Source organism: Nocardioides sp. S5-5, from assembly GCF_054954065.1.
This window is the reverse complement of record NZ_CP199913.1, coordinates 2,616,793-2,631,215: the sequence shown is the minus strand read 5'-3', so window position 1 is coordinate 2,631,215 and position 14,423 is coordinate 2,616,793. Positions and strand designations below refer to the sequence as shown.

The following is a 14,423-nucleotide window of genomic DNA, read 5'->3' as shown; positions in this document are numbered from 1 at the left end:
TAGGTAGTAGGGAGTTCCGTGGACATCGAGTCCTTCGTGCTGGACGTCGTCGGCGTGGTCGAGGAGACCGCCGACGCGAAGTCGATCAGCTTCGCCGTGCCCGCGGGCGCGGAGGAGAGGTTCGACTACAAGCCCGGCCAGTTCCTGACCGTGGCGGTGCCGAGCACCCGGACCGGCGTCGCGGCGCGGTGCTACTCGCTCTCCAGCAGCCCCCACGACGGCGGACCCCTCACCGTCACCGTCAAGCGCACCGCCGACGGCTACGCGTCCAACTGGATCTGCGACAACCTCGCGGTCGGCGACACGCTGCGGGTGCTGCCGCCGTCCGGCATCTTCACCCCGGCCTCGCTCGACGCCGACCTGCTGCTGTTCGCGGGCGGCTCCGGGGTCACTCCGGTCATGTCGATCACCCGCACCGCCCTGGCCCACGGCAAGGGCCGGATCGTGGTCTTCTACGCCAACCGCGACGAGAGCTCGGTCATCTTCGCCTCCGAGCTCGCCCGCCTGGCCGCCGAGCACCCCGACCGCCTGCAGGTCATCCACTGGCTGGAGTCCGTGCAGGGGCTGCCGACCGAGGCGCAGATGCGGGCCTTCGCGTCGTCGTACGGCGGCTACGACTCCTTCGTGTGCGGCCCGGCGCCGTTCATGAAGATGGTCACCACGGTGCTCAAGGAGCTCGAGGTCCCGCGCAGCCTGCGCCACCAGGAGAAGTTCGTCTCGCTGGGCGGCAACCCGTTCGGGGACCTCGCCGAGCTGCAGGAGGTCGAGGCCGAGATCGCGCTGGCCGAGTCCGACGACGACGGCCCGGGAGCCGATGTCTTCGCCGACGCTCCGGCCGGCCCGGTCAAGCTCGAGGTCGAGCTGGACGGCCAGGAGTACACCTTCGACGACTGGGACCCGCGCACCAGGCTCCTCGACTTCTTGGAGTCCAAGGGCGTCAAGGCGCCGTACTCCTGCCGCGAGGGGGAGTGCTCGGCCTGCGCCATCCGGCTGGTCGACGGCGACGTGAAGATGCTCCACAACGACGTGCTCGACAAGGACGACCTCGCGGACGGCATCCGGCTGGGCTGCCAGTCCGTGCCGCTGACCGACACGGTCAAGGTCAGCTACAGCTGACCCACCTCCCGCGCGGCGGCCACGACAACGGCCGCCGGCTGCACCCCCCGAGGATGCAGCCGGCGGCCGTCGGTCGTGGGGGCTGCCGGTCCCACCCGGTACATGTCGTCGGGGGTGGCCTGCGTTACATGCGTCGGTGGGCCGTGGCAGGCTCGCGCCATGAACGCTGCGCGCGCCGTACCCGGCCCCGACGGCCTGCCCCGCTGCCCCTGGGCGGTCACCGCGCCGGAGTTCCCCGCCTACCACGACACCGAGTGGGGCTTCCCGGTCGTCGACGACCGGCGGCTGTTCGAGAAGGTCAGCCTCGAGGGCTTCCAGTCCGGCCTGAGCTGGCGCACCATCTTGGTCAAGCGCCCCGCCTTCCGGGCGGCCTTCTCCGGCTTCTCCTGCGAGGAGGTGGCAGGGTACGACGACCGCGACGTCGACCGGCTGCTCGCCGACGCCGGCATCGTGCGCCACCGCGGCAAGATCGAGGCGGTGATCAACAACGCCGGCCGGGCGATCGAGCTGATCGAGGAGCGGGGCTCCCTGGCGGCCTACTTCTGGGGGTTCGAGCCCTCGGTCTCGGAGCTGGGCGAGCCGCAGACGCTCACCACCTCGCCGGCCGCGGTCGCGATGGCCAAGGACCTGAAGAAGCGGGGCTGGCGGTTCGTCGGGCCCACCACCGCGTTCGCGTTCATGCAGGCGATGGGGCTGGTCAACGACCACGTCGTCGGGTGCGTGACCCGGGAGGAGGTGGCGCGGGCGCGCGCGTCCTTCACACCTCCGCGGTGATCGGCGGGGTCTGCACGACCCAGATCGTGTTGCCGTCGGGATCGGCGACCGAGAACATCAGCGGCACCGAGCCGTCGCCGCCCAGGAAGTCACCGACCTCCACGCCGGCCGCGGTCAGCCGCGCATGCTCGGCGCGGACGTCGGTGGCCTCCACGCCGATCGCGCCGCCACCCGGCGCCGAGCCGTCCCAGGCGAGGTTGACCGCGAGCACGGCGACCGAGCCCGGCGGTGCGACCTCGACCCAGCGGCCGGCCGCGTCGTCCTCGCCGAACGCGACGTCGGAGCGCAGGTCCCAGCCGAGCGTGCCGGTGTAGAAGGCGACGGCCGCGTCCTGGTCGGCGACGGTGAACATGGCGGTGGCGAGCGACGTCACGGTGGTCACCTCCCGAGAGTCCCACGACGGCGGCTCCCCGAGAAGGCGCTCGCCGAGAACGGCGAGGGTGTCCGGCACGAAGTCCTCGCTCGTCACCATCTCGCGCAGCCGGGCCACGCTCACCCACGCGCCCCAGGCGACCTCCTCGGGCTGCCAGGTGATCGGGCCGTCGTACACGCAGGTGTAGGCGAACGCGTGGTAGTCGGTGTCGTCGTCGGCGTAGTCCGCCTCCCCGAGCGGGTGCAGCTCCACCCCCGTCACGCCCAGTTCCTCGGCCGCCTCGCGCACCGCGGCGTCGTACGGGTCCTCGCCGGCCTGCAGCACCCCGCCCGCCGCGAAGTCGTGGCGGCCCGGGAACACGTCCTTGGTGTCGGTGCGGCGGTGGACGTAGACCTCGCCCGCGCTGTTGCGTACGACGACCAGGGTCGCCGCGTGGCGGAGGTTGCGGGCCCGCATCGCCGAGCGCGGCACCGCCTCGCCGGTCGGGCGCCCGTCGGCGCCGTACAGGGCGACCTGCTCCTCCACGGAGCCGTTCACCAACCCCGCTCGCGCCACTCCGCGACGTGCGGTCGCTCGACGCCGAGCTGCGAGTCGTTGCCGTGTCCCGGGTAGAACCAGGTGTCGTCGGGCAGCGTGCCGAACAGCTTGGTCTCGACGTCGTCGACGAGCGTGGCGAAGGCGGCGGCGTCGCCGAAGGTGTTGCCGACGCCGCCGGGGAACAGCGAGTCGCCGGTGAACAGGTGGGGGTGGCCGGCGGGGTCGCGGTAGAGCAGGCAGATCGAGCCGGGGGTGTGGCCGGTGATCCGGATCACCTCGAGCTCGCAGGAGCCGACGGCGACGGTGTCGCCGTCGGTGACCCGGCGGTCGACCGGGACGCCGGTCTGCTCGGTGACGGCGTCGGCGTCGGGCTCGCCGGCGACGACGCTCGCCCCCGTCTCGCGTACGACGTCCGCCAGGGCCCGGTGGTGGTCCCAGTGCTGGTGGGTGGTGACGACGGCGGCCAGGCCGGCGGAGCCGATGAGCGGCAGCAGCACCTCGGGCGCCGCGGCGGCGTCGATCAGCACCTGCTCGCCGGTGTCGGCGCAGCGCAGCAGGTAGCAGTTGTTCGACATCGTCTCGTCGACGGCGACCTTGGTGATGGTCAGCGCGGCCAGCTCGCGCACGTCGGCGGGGCCACCGACCGTGACCTCTCCGGTGTAGCTCATCGTCCCTCCAGGCTCGGCAGCGTTCCGGTCGTGCTCGACAGTACCGACCCCGGCTCGCGGCCGGTCGCCCACCAGGCCAGGGCGCCGAGGGGTCCGCTGACGGTCGGGGCGTCGGCGGCGGGGGAGCCGAAGGCCCAGCGGGCCGGCTCGTCGGTGGCGACGACGTGGAAGCCGGGGCCGTCGTACTGCTCGGCGTCGGCGTGGAGGAAGGCCATCGCCGTGGTGGGCGGCCAGTCGGCGGCGGAGTAGCCGGAGCCGAGGTCGGCGTGGTGGATCTCGACCTCCCGCAGCCGAAGCCGGGGTACGCCGTCCGCGGGCATCAGCCGCCCGCCGGGGGTCCGCTCGAAGGTGCTGCCGGCGGGCAGGCCGGCGGAGACGTCCAGCACCGAGGCGAGAGCGGCGCAGCCGGCGACCAGCCGCTCGAGCACGACCTCGGGAGCGGCGGCGGCGAGGACGTCGATGTCGCCGTCGCGGGCCTCGTCGGAGGAGTACATGGTCACGGGCGCACCGTCGCGGATCCCGCGGAGCACGCCGGCGAGGCCCTCGGCGTTGAGCGCGAGGTGGGCGAGGACGTGGCCGCGGCTCCAGCCGGCGCACAGCGACGGGGCGGCCCAGTCGGCCGCAGGGAGGACGCGGGCGGTGGCGAGGAGGCGCTCGGTGGCGGCCGCAAGGGCGGCGGTGGGGGAGGTCACGACCCCATCATGCACATCCCGGCGAGCAGGGACAGGGCCGGTGTCGGTGGTGGGTGAGAGGCTGTTCCCTGTGCGCGGCGGCTTGTCCGTCGGCGTACGATGGCGAACACTTGTTCGAAGACGTCGAGACTCTCAAGAGGGACCGGTAGTGACCGATCAGCTGATCATCCGTGGGGCACGCGAGCACAACCTCAAGGACGTCTCGATCGACCTCCCGCGCGACTCCCTCATCGTGTTCACGGGCCTGTCCGGCTCCGGCAAGTCGAGCCTCGCGTTCGACACGATCTTCGCCGAGGGCCAGCGCCGCTACGTCGAGTCGCTCTCGGCGTACGCCCGCCAGTTCCTCGGCCAGATGGACAAGCCCGACGTCGACTTCATCGAGGGCCTCTCGCCGGCGGTGAGCATCGACCAGAAGTCGACGAGCAAGAACCCGCGCTCCACGGTCGGCACGATCACCGAGGTCTACGACTACCTCCGCCTGCTCTACGCCCGCGCCGGCCGCGCCCACTGCCCGACCTGCGGCGCCCCGATCGAGCGACAGACCCCCCAGCAGATCGTCGACCGGATGCTGGCGCTCGAGGAGGGCATCCGGTTCCAGGTGCTCGCGCCGGTGGTGCGCGGCCGCAAGGGCGAGTTCGTCGAGCTGTTCCGCCAGCTGCAGGCCCAGGGCTTCTCCCGGGCCCGGGTCGACGGCGAGACCCACAACCTCGACAGCCCGCCCACGCTCGACAAGAAGTACAAGCACACCATCGAGGTCGTCGTGGACCGGCTCGCGGTCAAGGAGTCGGCCAAGCGCCGGCTCACCGACTCGGTCGAGACCGCGCTCGGCCTGGCCGGCGGCCTGGTCGTGTTCGACCTCGTCGACTCCGGCCAGGAGCTGAAGTTCTCCGAGAAGATGGCCTGCCCCAACGAGCACCCGATCGAGACCGACGACCTCGAGCCGCGCTCCTTCTCGTTCAACTCGCCCTTCGGCGCCTGCCCGGCCTGCACCGGCCTCGGCACCCGGATGGAGGTCGACCCCGAGCTGGTCGTGCCCGACCCGACCGCGACCCTGGCCGAGGGCGCGCTGCAGCCGTGGAGCCACGCCCATGTCGCCGACTACTTCGGTCGCCTGCTGATCGCGCTCGGCGAGGAGCTCGGCTTCGACGTCGACACCCCGTGGGAGCAGCTCGCGCCCAAGGCCCGCAAGGCGATCCTCGAGGGCCACCCGACCAAGGTCCACGTCGTCACCCGCAACCGCTACGGTCGCGAGCGCTCCTACTACGCCGACTTCGAGGGCGTGCGCACCTACGTCGAGCGCCGCCACCGCGAGGCCGAGAGCGACACCAGCCGCGAGCGGTTCGAAGGCTTCATGCGCGAGGTGCCGTGCCCGGTGTGCGCCGGCAGCCGGCTCAAGCCGGTGTCGATGTCGGTGACCCTCGGTGCCCGCGACAGCGTCACCGGGACCGGCGGCAAGAACATCGCCGAGGTCTGCGCGCTGCCGATCAACGAGGCGGCCGCCTACCTGCGTGAGCTCGACCTGTCCGCCCGTGAGCGGCAGATCGGTGAGCGGGTGCTCAAGGAGATCCAGGAGCGGCTCAACTTCCTGCTCGACGTCGGCCTCGACTACCTCTCCCTCGACCGGCCCTCGGGCTCGCTGTCGGGCGGTGAGGCGCAGCGGATCCGGCTCGCGACCCAGATCGGCGCGGGTCTGGTCGGCGTCCTCTACGTCCTCGACGAGCCGTCCATCGGACTGCACCAGCGCGACAACCAGAAGCTGATCGAGACCCTGGTGCGGCTCAAGGACCTCGGCAACACACTGATCGTGGTCGAGCACGACGAGGACACCATCCGGGTCGCCGACTGGATCGTCGACATCGGGCCGGGCGCCGGCGAGCACGGTGGCCAGGTGGTCCACTCCGGCACGGTCAAGGACCTGCTCGAGCATCCCGACTCGATGACCGGGCAGTACCTCTCCGGTCGCCGCGAGATCCCCGTGCCCGCTGTCCGCCGCCCGCGCACCAAGGGCCGCGAGCTCAAGGTGATCGGCGCCCGCGAGCACAACCTGGAGAACGTCGACGTCGCGTTCCCCCTGGGCGTGTTCACCGCCGTCACCGGCGTCTCCGGGTCCGGCAAGTCGACCCTGGTCAACGACATCCTCTACACCTCGCTGGCCAAGCAGATCTACAACGCCCGCGCCATCCCCGGGCGGCACCAGCGGATCACGGGCCTCGAGCACGTCGACAAGGTGATCCACGTCGACCAGTCGCCGATCGGGCGCACGCCGCGGTCCAACCCGGCGACCTACACCGGGGTGTTCGACCACGTCCGCAAGCTGTTCGCGCAGACGCCCGAGGCGAAGATGCGCGGCTACCAGCAGGGTCGGTTCTCGTTCAACGTCAAGGGCGGGCGCTGCGAGGCGTGCGCCGGCGACGGCACGATCAAGATCGAGATGAACTTCCTGCCCGACGTCTACGTCCCGTGCGAGGTGTGCCACGGCGCCCGCTACAACCGCGAGACGCTCGAGGTCCACTACAAGGGCAAGACCATCGCCGAGGTCCTCGACATGCCGATCGAGGAGGCCCAGGAGTTCTTCGCGGCCGTCCCGCCGATCGCGCGGCACATGAAGACGCTGACCGAGGTCGGGCTGGGCTACGTCCGGCTCGGCCAGCCGGCGACCACCCTCTCGGGCGGTGAGGCGCAGCGGGTCAAGCTCGCCGCCGAGCTGCAGAAGCGCTCCACCGGCCGCACGGTCTACGTCCTCGACGAGCCCACCACCGGCCTGCACTTCGAGGACATCCGCAAGCTGCTCGGCGTGCTCTCCGGCCTGGTCGACAAGGGCAACACCGTCTTGGTGATCGAGCACAACCTCGACGTCATCAAGACCGCCGACTGGCTCATCGACATGGGCCCCGAGGGCGGCTCCCGGGGCGGCACCGTCGTGGCCGAGGGCACGCCCGAGGACATCGCCGCGACGCCCGGCAGCTACACCGGAGCCTTCCTCAAGCCGCTGCTCGAGGGCCGCTCGGCCCGCCAGCCGACGGGATTGAAGCGGGCTCCGGCCGCGGCGACGAAGGCGCCGGCCAAGAAGCCCGCCGCGAAGCGGACGGCGGCGAAGAAGGCTCCCGCCAAGCGGACCGCGGCCAAGAAGAGCGCAGCCAGAGCAGGCTCATAGGTCGCTCTCAGGGGCGGACCGTAGCCTGACGCCCATGACTTCCACGGTGAGCAGGAGGCGAGCCCTCACGGGTGCCGCGACGCTCGGTCTCGGTGTCCCCCTGCTGGCAGCCTGCGGCGACGACTCGACCGCCGCGACGGACCCCGCGACCGGCGACCCGACCGCCGCGGCGCCCACGTCGCCCACCCAGACGCCCACTCAGACGGCGACCCAGACGGCGACCGCGGGTGCGGAGGCCACCGGCGGCGGTCTGGTCGCGACGGCGGACGTACCGGTCGGCGGGGGCGTGATCCTCAAGACCGACGAGGTCGTCGTGACCCAGCCGAGTGCCGGCGAGTTCAAGGCCTTCACCGCCCTGTGCACCCACCAGAGCTGTCTGGTCGGCTCGGTGTCCGACGGCTCCATCCACTGCCCGTGCCACAACAGCTCGTTCTCGGCCGTGGACGGCTCGGTGGAGGGCGGCCCGGCGTCGAGCCCCCTGGCTGAGATCGCGGTCACGGTCCTCGACGGGCAGGTGCGGCGCGCATGACCCTCGGTGAGGTCCGGGCCAGCCGGCGGATCGTCTTCTCGGGGCTCGGCGCCCTCGGCGTCGCCGCCGCCCTGGCCGGCTGTGCCGGCAGCGGCGGTGGCTCATCGACGACGAAGGTCGCGACCGGGACCGAGCTCGCGGCGACCTCCGAGGTGCCCGTCGGCGGCGGCATCATCCTGGCCGACCAGAAGATCGTGATCACCCAGCCGAGTGCCGGCAGCTACGTCGCGTTCACCGCGGTGTGTACCCACCAGGGCCTGCTGGTGACCTCGGTCGAGGACGGCACCATCCGGTGCGCCAACCACGGCTCGTCGTACTCCGCGAGCACCGGCCAGGTCGAGGGCGGCCCCGCGCCGTCCGCCCTGGCCGAGGTCGAGATCGATGTCCGAGGCGACAGGATCCTGGCCGCCTAGCGTCGAGCCCGGTCAGCCGGTGCGGATCGCGACGCCGGCCCCCGCGCGCCACCGCTGGTCGCGCGGCGACGCCCGCCGGTCCAGCCGGGTGTCGAGGACCAGCCGCGCCTCGTCGTACCGCTCGGCCCGGAGCAGGGCCGCGATCCGGGCCTCCTCGACGATCTCGCGCTGCGCGTCGGACCCGCCGAGCCGCCAGGTCGACGACGCGAGCCGGGCGAGCCGGTCGGCCGCGGACGAGTACTGACCCGCGGCGAGCAGGCCGAGGGCGGTCGCGAGCGGCGCGACGACCTCGCGGTGCGTGGCGTTCGGGTGGCCGGCGCACCAGACGGCCAGGTCGCGGAGTCCAGCCCGGTCCCCGGTGGCGAGCAGCGCCACCGCGGCGTGCAGGCCGAGGAAGGCCGTACCGGGGTGCTCGAGGACCCCGCGGCCGGTCACCGCGACGACCTCCTCGATCGGCGGTACGTCGGTCGCATCCGGCGTGATCGCCCAGCGGAACAGCAGTGAGCCGCTGTCGACCAGTGCCCGGCAGCCGACGGCCGAGCGCGGATGGAGCTGGCGCTCGTAGCGGGCCCGGACGGCCGCGAGGTCGCCGATCGAGAGCTCGTGGAGGGCGGCGTGCCAGGAGAAGTGGGTGAGGCTGTCGGTCGCGGCGCCGGCGCCGTCGATCCAGCCGTCCATCCAGGCCAGGCCCGCGGCGTGGTCGCCGGTCTCGTAGTGGGCGTGCGCCCGCGCATGCGCGGCGTGCCCGCCCGACGGCTCGACCGCCAGCGAGCGACAGGACAGCTCCATCGCGTCGTCGAAGCGGCGCTGCTCCTGGCGCACGAACGCCAGCAGGCCGGTGATCCAGGGGTCGTCGCCGTACGCCGGCACCGCGGCCTCCACGATCCGCCAGGCCTGCTCCGGGACGTCGGTGACGCCCGCGAACGCGATCGTCGGCATGGCGACGGAGAGCAGCAGCGCGTCCCTCGGGTACGACGCCAGGTGGGCCACCAGCGGCGCGGAGTCGCCGACCAGGTGCCGCTCGATCGCATGGACGTGGCTGCGCTCGCGCTCGCTCGCGCGGCGGGCGTGCAGCCGGGCATCGGCGAGCCGGGCCGCGAGGTCGACCTCGACGCACATCTCGTGGCCGAGCAGGGCGAGTGCCGCGTGCCCGAGCGCGAAGGTCGGGTCGAGGGCGATCGCGGTGGCGATCCGGCCGGCGGCACCGCTGCGCAGCCGCAGCAGGTCGCGAATGCCGGCGACATAGGCGTCGGCGGCCAGGGGGCTGGTGGTGAGCTGGTAGCCGTAGGCATCCCGACAGCGCATAACTCTAGTAAAGCACGCGACCAACTCGAATAAAGCGATGTCGGCACTGCTCCGTAAGGTTCATGTCGTGTCACCCGCGCTGAGCTACCGGCCCAAGCCAGGCTCGATCCCCACCCAGCCGGGCGTCTACCGGTTCCGTGACCGCACCGGACGGGTCGTCTACGTCGGCAAGGCGAAGAACCTGCGCTCGCGGCTGTCGTCGTACTTCCAGGACATCGCCAACCTCCATCCGCGCACCGCCACCATGGTCACCACCGCGACCTCGGTCGAGTGGACCGTGGTGGGGACCGAGGTGGAGGCCCTGCAGCTGGAGTACTCCTGGATCAAGGAGTACGACCCCCGGTTCAACGTGAAGTACCGCGACGACAAGTCCTACCCGTGGCTCGCGGTCACCGTGTCGGAGGACTTCCCCCGGGTGATGGTCGGGCGTGGCGCCAAGCGCAAGGGCACCCGCTACTTCGGTCCCTACGGCCATGCGTGGGCGATCCGCGAGACCGTCGACATCCTGCTGCGGGTGTTCCCGATGCGCTCGTGCAGCAACGGCGTGTTCAAGCGCTCCAGCCAGATCGGGCGGCCCTGCCTGCTCGGCTACATCGACAAGTGCTCCGCGCCCTGCGTCGGCAACATCTCGGCGGAGGACCACCGCGCGATCGTCGACGACTTCTGTGAGTTCATGGCCGGGCGGACCCGGCCGTTCATGAGGCGCATCGAGCAGGAGATGTACGCCGCCTCCGACGCGCTCGACTTCGAGAAGGCCGCCCGGCTGCGCGACGACCTCGGCGCGATGAACAAGGCACTCGAGAAGCAGGCGGTGGTGTTCGGCGACGGCTCGGACGCCGACGTGATCGCGCTGGCGGAGGACCCGCTCGAGGTGGCGGTGCAGGTGTTCTACGTGCGCGGCGGACGGATCCGCGGCCAGCGCGGCTGGGTCGCCGACCGCACCGACGACGGCGACACCGCGGCGTTGGTCGAGGACTTCCTGCTCCAGCTGTACGCCGGGGTGGCGCCCGAGGACGTGCGCGACGCCGTGCCCCGGGAGATCCTGGTGCCGGCCCTCCCGGCCGAGCACGCCACCTTCGAGCAGCTGCTCTCCGACCTGCGCGGCGCCAAGGTGGAGATCCGGGTCCCGCAGCGCGGCGACAAGCGGACGCTGCAGGAGACGGTGGCGCGCAACGCCACCGAGTCGCTGGCGCTCCACAAGACCAGGCGCGCGAGCGACCTGACCACCCGCAACCTCGCGCTCGCCGAGATCGCGGAGGCGCTCGAGCTGGAGGAGGCGCCGCTGCGCATCGAGTGCTACGACGTCTCCCACATCCAGGGCACCGAGATCGTGGCGTCGATGGTGGTGTTCGAGGACGGGCTGGCGCGCAAGGGGGAGTACCGCCGGTTCGTGATCAAGGACCAGGATGGCTCCGACGACGTCCGGGCGATGCACGAGGTGATCACGCGACGCTTCCGGCGGCTGCTCGACGAGCAGGCGCGCTCCGAGCTGCGGCCGGGCGACCCCGACGCCGGCACCGGTCCGATGCTGGTCGACCCCGACACCGGCCGGCCGCGGAAGTTCGCCTACGCGCCGGGCCTGGTCGTCGTCGACGGCGGCGCGCCCCAGGTCGCGGCGGCGCAGCGGGCGCTCGACGAGCTCGGGATCGACGACATCCCGGTCTGCGGCCTGGCCAAGCGGCTGGAGGAGGTGTGGGTGCCCGGCGAGGAGGACCCGGTCATCCTGCCGCGCACGTCCGAGGGGCTGTACCTGCTGCAGCGCGTCCGCGACGAGGCGCACCGCTTCGCGATCACGCACCACCGCAACCGGCGCTCCAAGTCGATGGTCGAGAGCCTGCTCGACGACGTACCGGGCCTGGGTGAGGTACGCCGCAAGACCCTGCTGCGCCACTTCGGCTCGCTGCGCAAGCTGCGCGCCGCCACCGTCGAGGAGATCGCGGCGGTGCCGGGGGTGGGCCCGCGGACCGCGACCGCCATCAAGGAGGCCCTGGAACCGGGCACTGGGCACAATGACGCCCATGGATGAGACGCACGGACAGCTCGTGGTCGTCACCGGGATGACCGGCGCCGGCCGCAGCACCGCGGCCAAGGAGCTCGAGGACCTCGGCTTCTTCGTCGTCGACAACCTCCCTCCCAGCCTGCTGCCCGAGGTGGTCCGCCTGGTGGACGAGAGCCACGGCCCGGCCCAGCCGGTCGCGGTGGTCGTCGACGTCCGGTCGGGGTCCTTCTTCCAGGGCCTGCGCAGCGCGATCGCCCACGGCGTCGCGGGTCGCGTCACCACCCTGGTCTTCCTCGACGCCACCGACGAGGTGCTGGTCCGCCGCCAGGAGGCCGCCCGGCGGCCGCACCCGCTCCAGCAGGGAGGCCGCCTGCTCGACGGACTGCAGCGCGAGCGTCGCGTCCTGGCCGACCTCCGCTCCGAGGCCGACCTGGTGATCGACACCAGCGGCCTCAACGTCCATCAGCTCACCGACCGGATCGCCGAGTCCTTCGGCACTCTCGAGAGCACCCGGCTGCGGGTCTCGGTGATCAGCTTCGGGTTCAAGTACGGCATCCCCGTCGACGCCGATCACATGGCCGACATGCGCTTCCTGCCCAACCCCCACTGGGTGCCCGAGCTGCGGCCCCGCACCGGACAGGACGCCGAGGTGTCGGCGTACGTCCTGGGCCGGCAGGGTGCCGCCGAGTTCCTCGACGGCTACGTGCCGCTGCTGTCCGGCGTCGCCGAGGGCTACCTGCGTGAGGGCAAGAGGTTCATGCGGGTCGCGATCGGCTGCACCGGCGGCAAGCACCGCAGCGTGGCGATGACCGAGGAGATCGCCCGCCGGCTCGGGGAGCAGGGGTACGTCGCCCGCGCGATCCACCGTGACCTCGGCCGTGAGTGAGCGCGCCCAGGCGGTCGTGGCGCTGGGCGGTGGCCACGGCCTGCACGCCTCGCTGAGCGCCCTGCGCCACCTGGTCGACGACCTCACGGTCGACGAGCTGACCGCAGTCGTCACGGTGGCCGACAACGGCGGCTCGTCCGGTCGACTGCGCGGTGAGTTCGGGGTGCTGCCGCCCGGCGACCTGCGGATGGCGCTGGCCGCGCTGTGCGGCGCCGACGAGTGGGGCGACACCTGGGCCAAGGTGCTGCAGCACCGCTTCGCGGGCGACGGCGAGATGCGCGGCCACGTGGTCGGCAACCTGCTCATCGTCGGCCTGTGGGAGCTGCTCGGCGACCACGTCGACGCCCTCGACTGGGTCGGTCGGCTGCTCGGCGCCAAGGGCCGGGTGCTGCCGATGGCGATGACGCCCATGGACATCACCGCCGAGGTGCGCGGCCTGGCCCCCGGCGATCCCGACGCCCTGACCTCGGTACGGGGGCAGGTGGAGGTCGCCACCACCGACGGCGTGATCGCCGAGATCGCGCTGGAGCCCGCCGACCCCGAGGTCAGCCCGGCCGTCGTCGACGCGATCGCCGCGGCCGACTGGGTGGTCCTCGGGCCGGGCTCGTGGTTCAGCAGCGTGCTCCCGCACCTGCTCGTCCCCCGGCTGCGGGAGTCGCTGGTGGAGACCGGCGCGCGCGTGGTCGTCGTCCTCAACCTCGAGGAGCAGGCAGGCGAGACCGGCGGCTTCGGGCCGGCCGACCACCTCGCCGTCCTCGCCGAGCACGCCCCCGACCTGCGCATCGACGTCGTGCTGGCCGACCGCACCTCCGTCGCCGACGGCCTGGGCGAGCTCGAGGAGACCGTCGCCGCGCTCGGGGCACGGCTGGTCGTCGACGACGTCGCCGCCGGGGACGGCACGCCACGGCACGATCCGGTGAAGCTGGCCACGGCGTACGCCCGCATCTTCGAGGGTTGTTGACCCCCGCCATAGGATCGCCCCTATGGCGATGACGGCACAGGTCAAGGCGGAGCTCGCCAACATCTCGGTGACGAAGGTCTGCTGCCGCAAGGCCGAGGTCGCCTCGATGCTGCGCTTCGCCGGCGGACTCCACATCGTCGGTGGCCGGATCGTCGTCGAGGCCGAGCTCGACACCGGTGCCGCCGCGCGCCGGCTGCGCAAGGACATCTCCGAGATCTACGGACAGGGCTCCGAGGTCGTCATGGTGCAGGGCAACGGCCTGCGCAAGGGCAGCCGCTACATCGTCCGGGTGGTCAAGGACGGCGAGGCGCTGGCCCGCCAGACCGGGCTGCTCGACCAGCGCGGCCGTCCGGTCCGCGGGCTGCCGCCGGCCGTGGTCTCCGGTGGCGCCTGCGACGCGGTCGCCGCCTGGCGTGGCGCCTTCCTCGCCCACGGCTCGCTCACCGAGCCCGGCCGCTCCTCGTCCCTCGAGGTCACCTGCCCCGGCTCCGAGGCCGCGCTCGCCCTCGTCGGAGTCGCCCGCCGGCTCGGGATCCAGGCCAAGGCCCGCGAGGTCCGCGGCGTCGACCGGGTCGTGATCCGCGACGGCGACGCGATCGGTCAGCTGCTCGCGCGGCTCGGCGCCCACGAGACGCTGATGGCATGGGAGGAGCGCCGGATGCGGCGCGAGGTCCGGGCCACCGCCAACCGGCTCGCCAACTTCGACGACGCCAACCTGCGCCGCTCCGCGCGCGCCGCCGTGACCGCCGGCGCCCGGGTGCATCGCGCCATGGAGATCCTCGGCGACGAGGTCCCCGACCACCTGAAGATGGCCGGCGAGCTGCGTCTCGAGCACAAGCAGGCCTCGCTCGAGGAGCTCGGCCAGCTGCACGAGCCGGTCCTCACCAAGGACGCCATCGCCGGGCGGATCCGGCGGCTGCTCGCCATGGCCGACAAGCGGGCCGAGGAGCTCGGCGTACCGGACACCGAGGCGTCGCTGACGCCCGAGATGCTCGCCGGCGACGCCTGACGCGGTT

Annotated in this window: 13 protein-coding genes; 9 read left to right on the top strand and 4 right to left on the bottom strand. The window is 72.4% G+C overall.

Annotation, left to right across the window (positions count from 1 at the left end):
• Nucleotides 1-18: 18 nt before the first annotated feature.
• Both ACUP6Y_RS12445 and ACUP6Y_RS12440 read left to right on the top strand, forming a co-directional pair.
• Nucleotides 19-1,116 carry a 2Fe-2S iron-sulfur cluster-binding protein gene (locus ACUP6Y_RS12445; RefSeq protein ID WP_462551029.1) on the top strand — a complete coding sequence of 366 codons (1,098 nt, stop codon included), beginning with the start codon at nt 19-21 and terminating at the stop codon, nt 1,114-1,116.
• A 159-nt stretch (nt 1,117-1,275) separates the two neighbouring features.
• Nucleotides 1,276-1,890, top strand: a complete 615-nt coding sequence (locus ACUP6Y_RS12440; RefSeq protein ID WP_462551027.1) for a DNA-3-methyladenine glycosylase I — start codon at nt 1,276-1,278, stop codon at nt 1,888-1,890.
• Here the strand turns inward: ACUP6Y_RS12440 and ACUP6Y_RS12435 are convergent.
• The 3 genes from ACUP6Y_RS12435 to ACUP6Y_RS12425 are packed head-to-tail and all read right to left on the bottom strand — an operon-like array spanning nt 1,874 to nt 4,160.
• The gene (locus tag ACUP6Y_RS12435; RefSeq protein WP_462551026.1) at nt 1,874-2,800 is read right to left on the bottom strand and encodes an NUDIX domain-containing protein; all 927 of its coding nucleotides are present in this window, start codon (nt 2,798-2,800) and stop codon (nt 1,874-1,876) included. The two genes, ACUP6Y_RS12440 and ACUP6Y_RS12435, sit on opposite strands and share 17 nt — an antisense overlap.
• On the bottom strand, nt 2,797-3,468 hold the full coding sequence (locus ACUP6Y_RS12430; protein ID WP_462551024.1) for an MBL fold metallo-hydrolase: 672 nt from the start codon (nt 3,466-3,468) through the stop codon (nt 2,797-2,799). The genes ACUP6Y_RS12435 and ACUP6Y_RS12430 overlap by 4 nt, the downstream gene beginning before the upstream one ends.
• A complete protein-coding gene (locus tag ACUP6Y_RS12425; RefSeq protein WP_462551023.1) occupies nt 3,465-4,160 on the bottom strand; it encodes a maleylpyruvate isomerase family mycothiol-dependent enzyme in 696 nt (231 codons plus the stop codon). Before ACUP6Y_RS12425 ends, ACUP6Y_RS12430 begins: the two co-directional genes overlap by 4 nt.
• 148 nt (nt 4,161-4,308) lie before the next feature.
• Between ACUP6Y_RS12425 and uvrA the strand changes: the two genes are divergently transcribed.
• From uvrA to ACUP6Y_RS12410, 3 genes are read left to right on the top strand one after another with little or no spacing between them, the layout of a single operon-like run.
• Entirely contained in the window at nt 4,309-7,314 is a 3,006-nt protein-coding gene (gene uvrA, locus ACUP6Y_RS12420; RefSeq protein WP_462551022.1) for an excinuclease ABC subunit UvrA, read from the top strand.
• Between the two features lie 34 nt (nt 7,315-7,348).
• Complete coding sequence (locus tag ACUP6Y_RS12415; protein ID WP_462551021.1) at nt 7,349-7,843, top strand: Rieske (2Fe-2S) protein; 495 nt, start codon at nt 7,349-7,351, stop codon at nt 7,841-7,843.
• Entirely contained in the window at nt 7,840-8,256 is a 417-nt protein-coding gene (locus ACUP6Y_RS12410) for a Rieske (2Fe-2S) protein (RefSeq protein WP_462551019.1), read from the top strand. Before ACUP6Y_RS12415 ends, ACUP6Y_RS12410 begins: the two co-directional genes overlap by 4 nt.
• 12 nt (nt 8,257-8,268) lie before the next feature.
• Here the strand turns inward: ACUP6Y_RS12410 and ACUP6Y_RS12405 are convergent, their stop codons facing one another.
• Nucleotides 8,269-9,561, bottom strand: a complete 1,293-nt coding sequence (locus ACUP6Y_RS12405) for a tetratricopeptide repeat protein (RefSeq protein WP_462551018.1) — start codon at nt 9,559-9,561, stop codon at nt 8,269-8,271.
• A gap of 37 nt (nt 9,562-9,598) precedes the next feature.
• Here ACUP6Y_RS12405 and uvrC point away from each other — a divergent pair, with 37 nt between their 5' ends.
• Genes uvrC through whiA form a run of 4 tightly spaced genes read left to right on the top strand, consistent with a single transcriptional unit; the run spans nt 9,599 to nt 14,416 of the window.
• Complete coding sequence (uvrC, locus tag ACUP6Y_RS12400; RefSeq protein ID WP_462551016.1) at nt 9,599-11,587, top strand: excinuclease ABC subunit UvrC; 1,989 nt, start codon at nt 9,599-9,601, stop codon at nt 11,585-11,587.
• The gene (gene rapZ / locus ACUP6Y_RS12395; RefSeq protein ID WP_462551015.1) at nt 11,580-12,446 is read left to right on the top strand and encodes an RNase adapter RapZ; all 867 of its coding nucleotides are present in this window, start codon (nt 11,580-11,582) and stop codon (nt 12,444-12,446) included. The genes uvrC and rapZ overlap by 8 nt, the downstream gene beginning before the upstream one ends.
• On the top strand, nt 12,439-13,407 hold the full coding sequence (locus ACUP6Y_RS12390) for a gluconeogenesis factor YvcK family protein (protein ID WP_462551014.1): 969 nt from the start codon (nt 12,439-12,441) through the stop codon (nt 13,405-13,407). The genes rapZ and ACUP6Y_RS12390 overlap by 8 nt, the downstream gene beginning before the upstream one ends.
• Nucleotides 13,408-13,429: 22 nt before the next feature.
• Entirely contained in the window at nt 13,430-14,416 is a 987-nt protein-coding gene (whiA, locus tag ACUP6Y_RS12385; protein ID WP_462551013.1) for a DNA-binding protein WhiA, read from the top strand.
• Nucleotides 14,417-14,423: the final 7 nt, after the last annotated feature.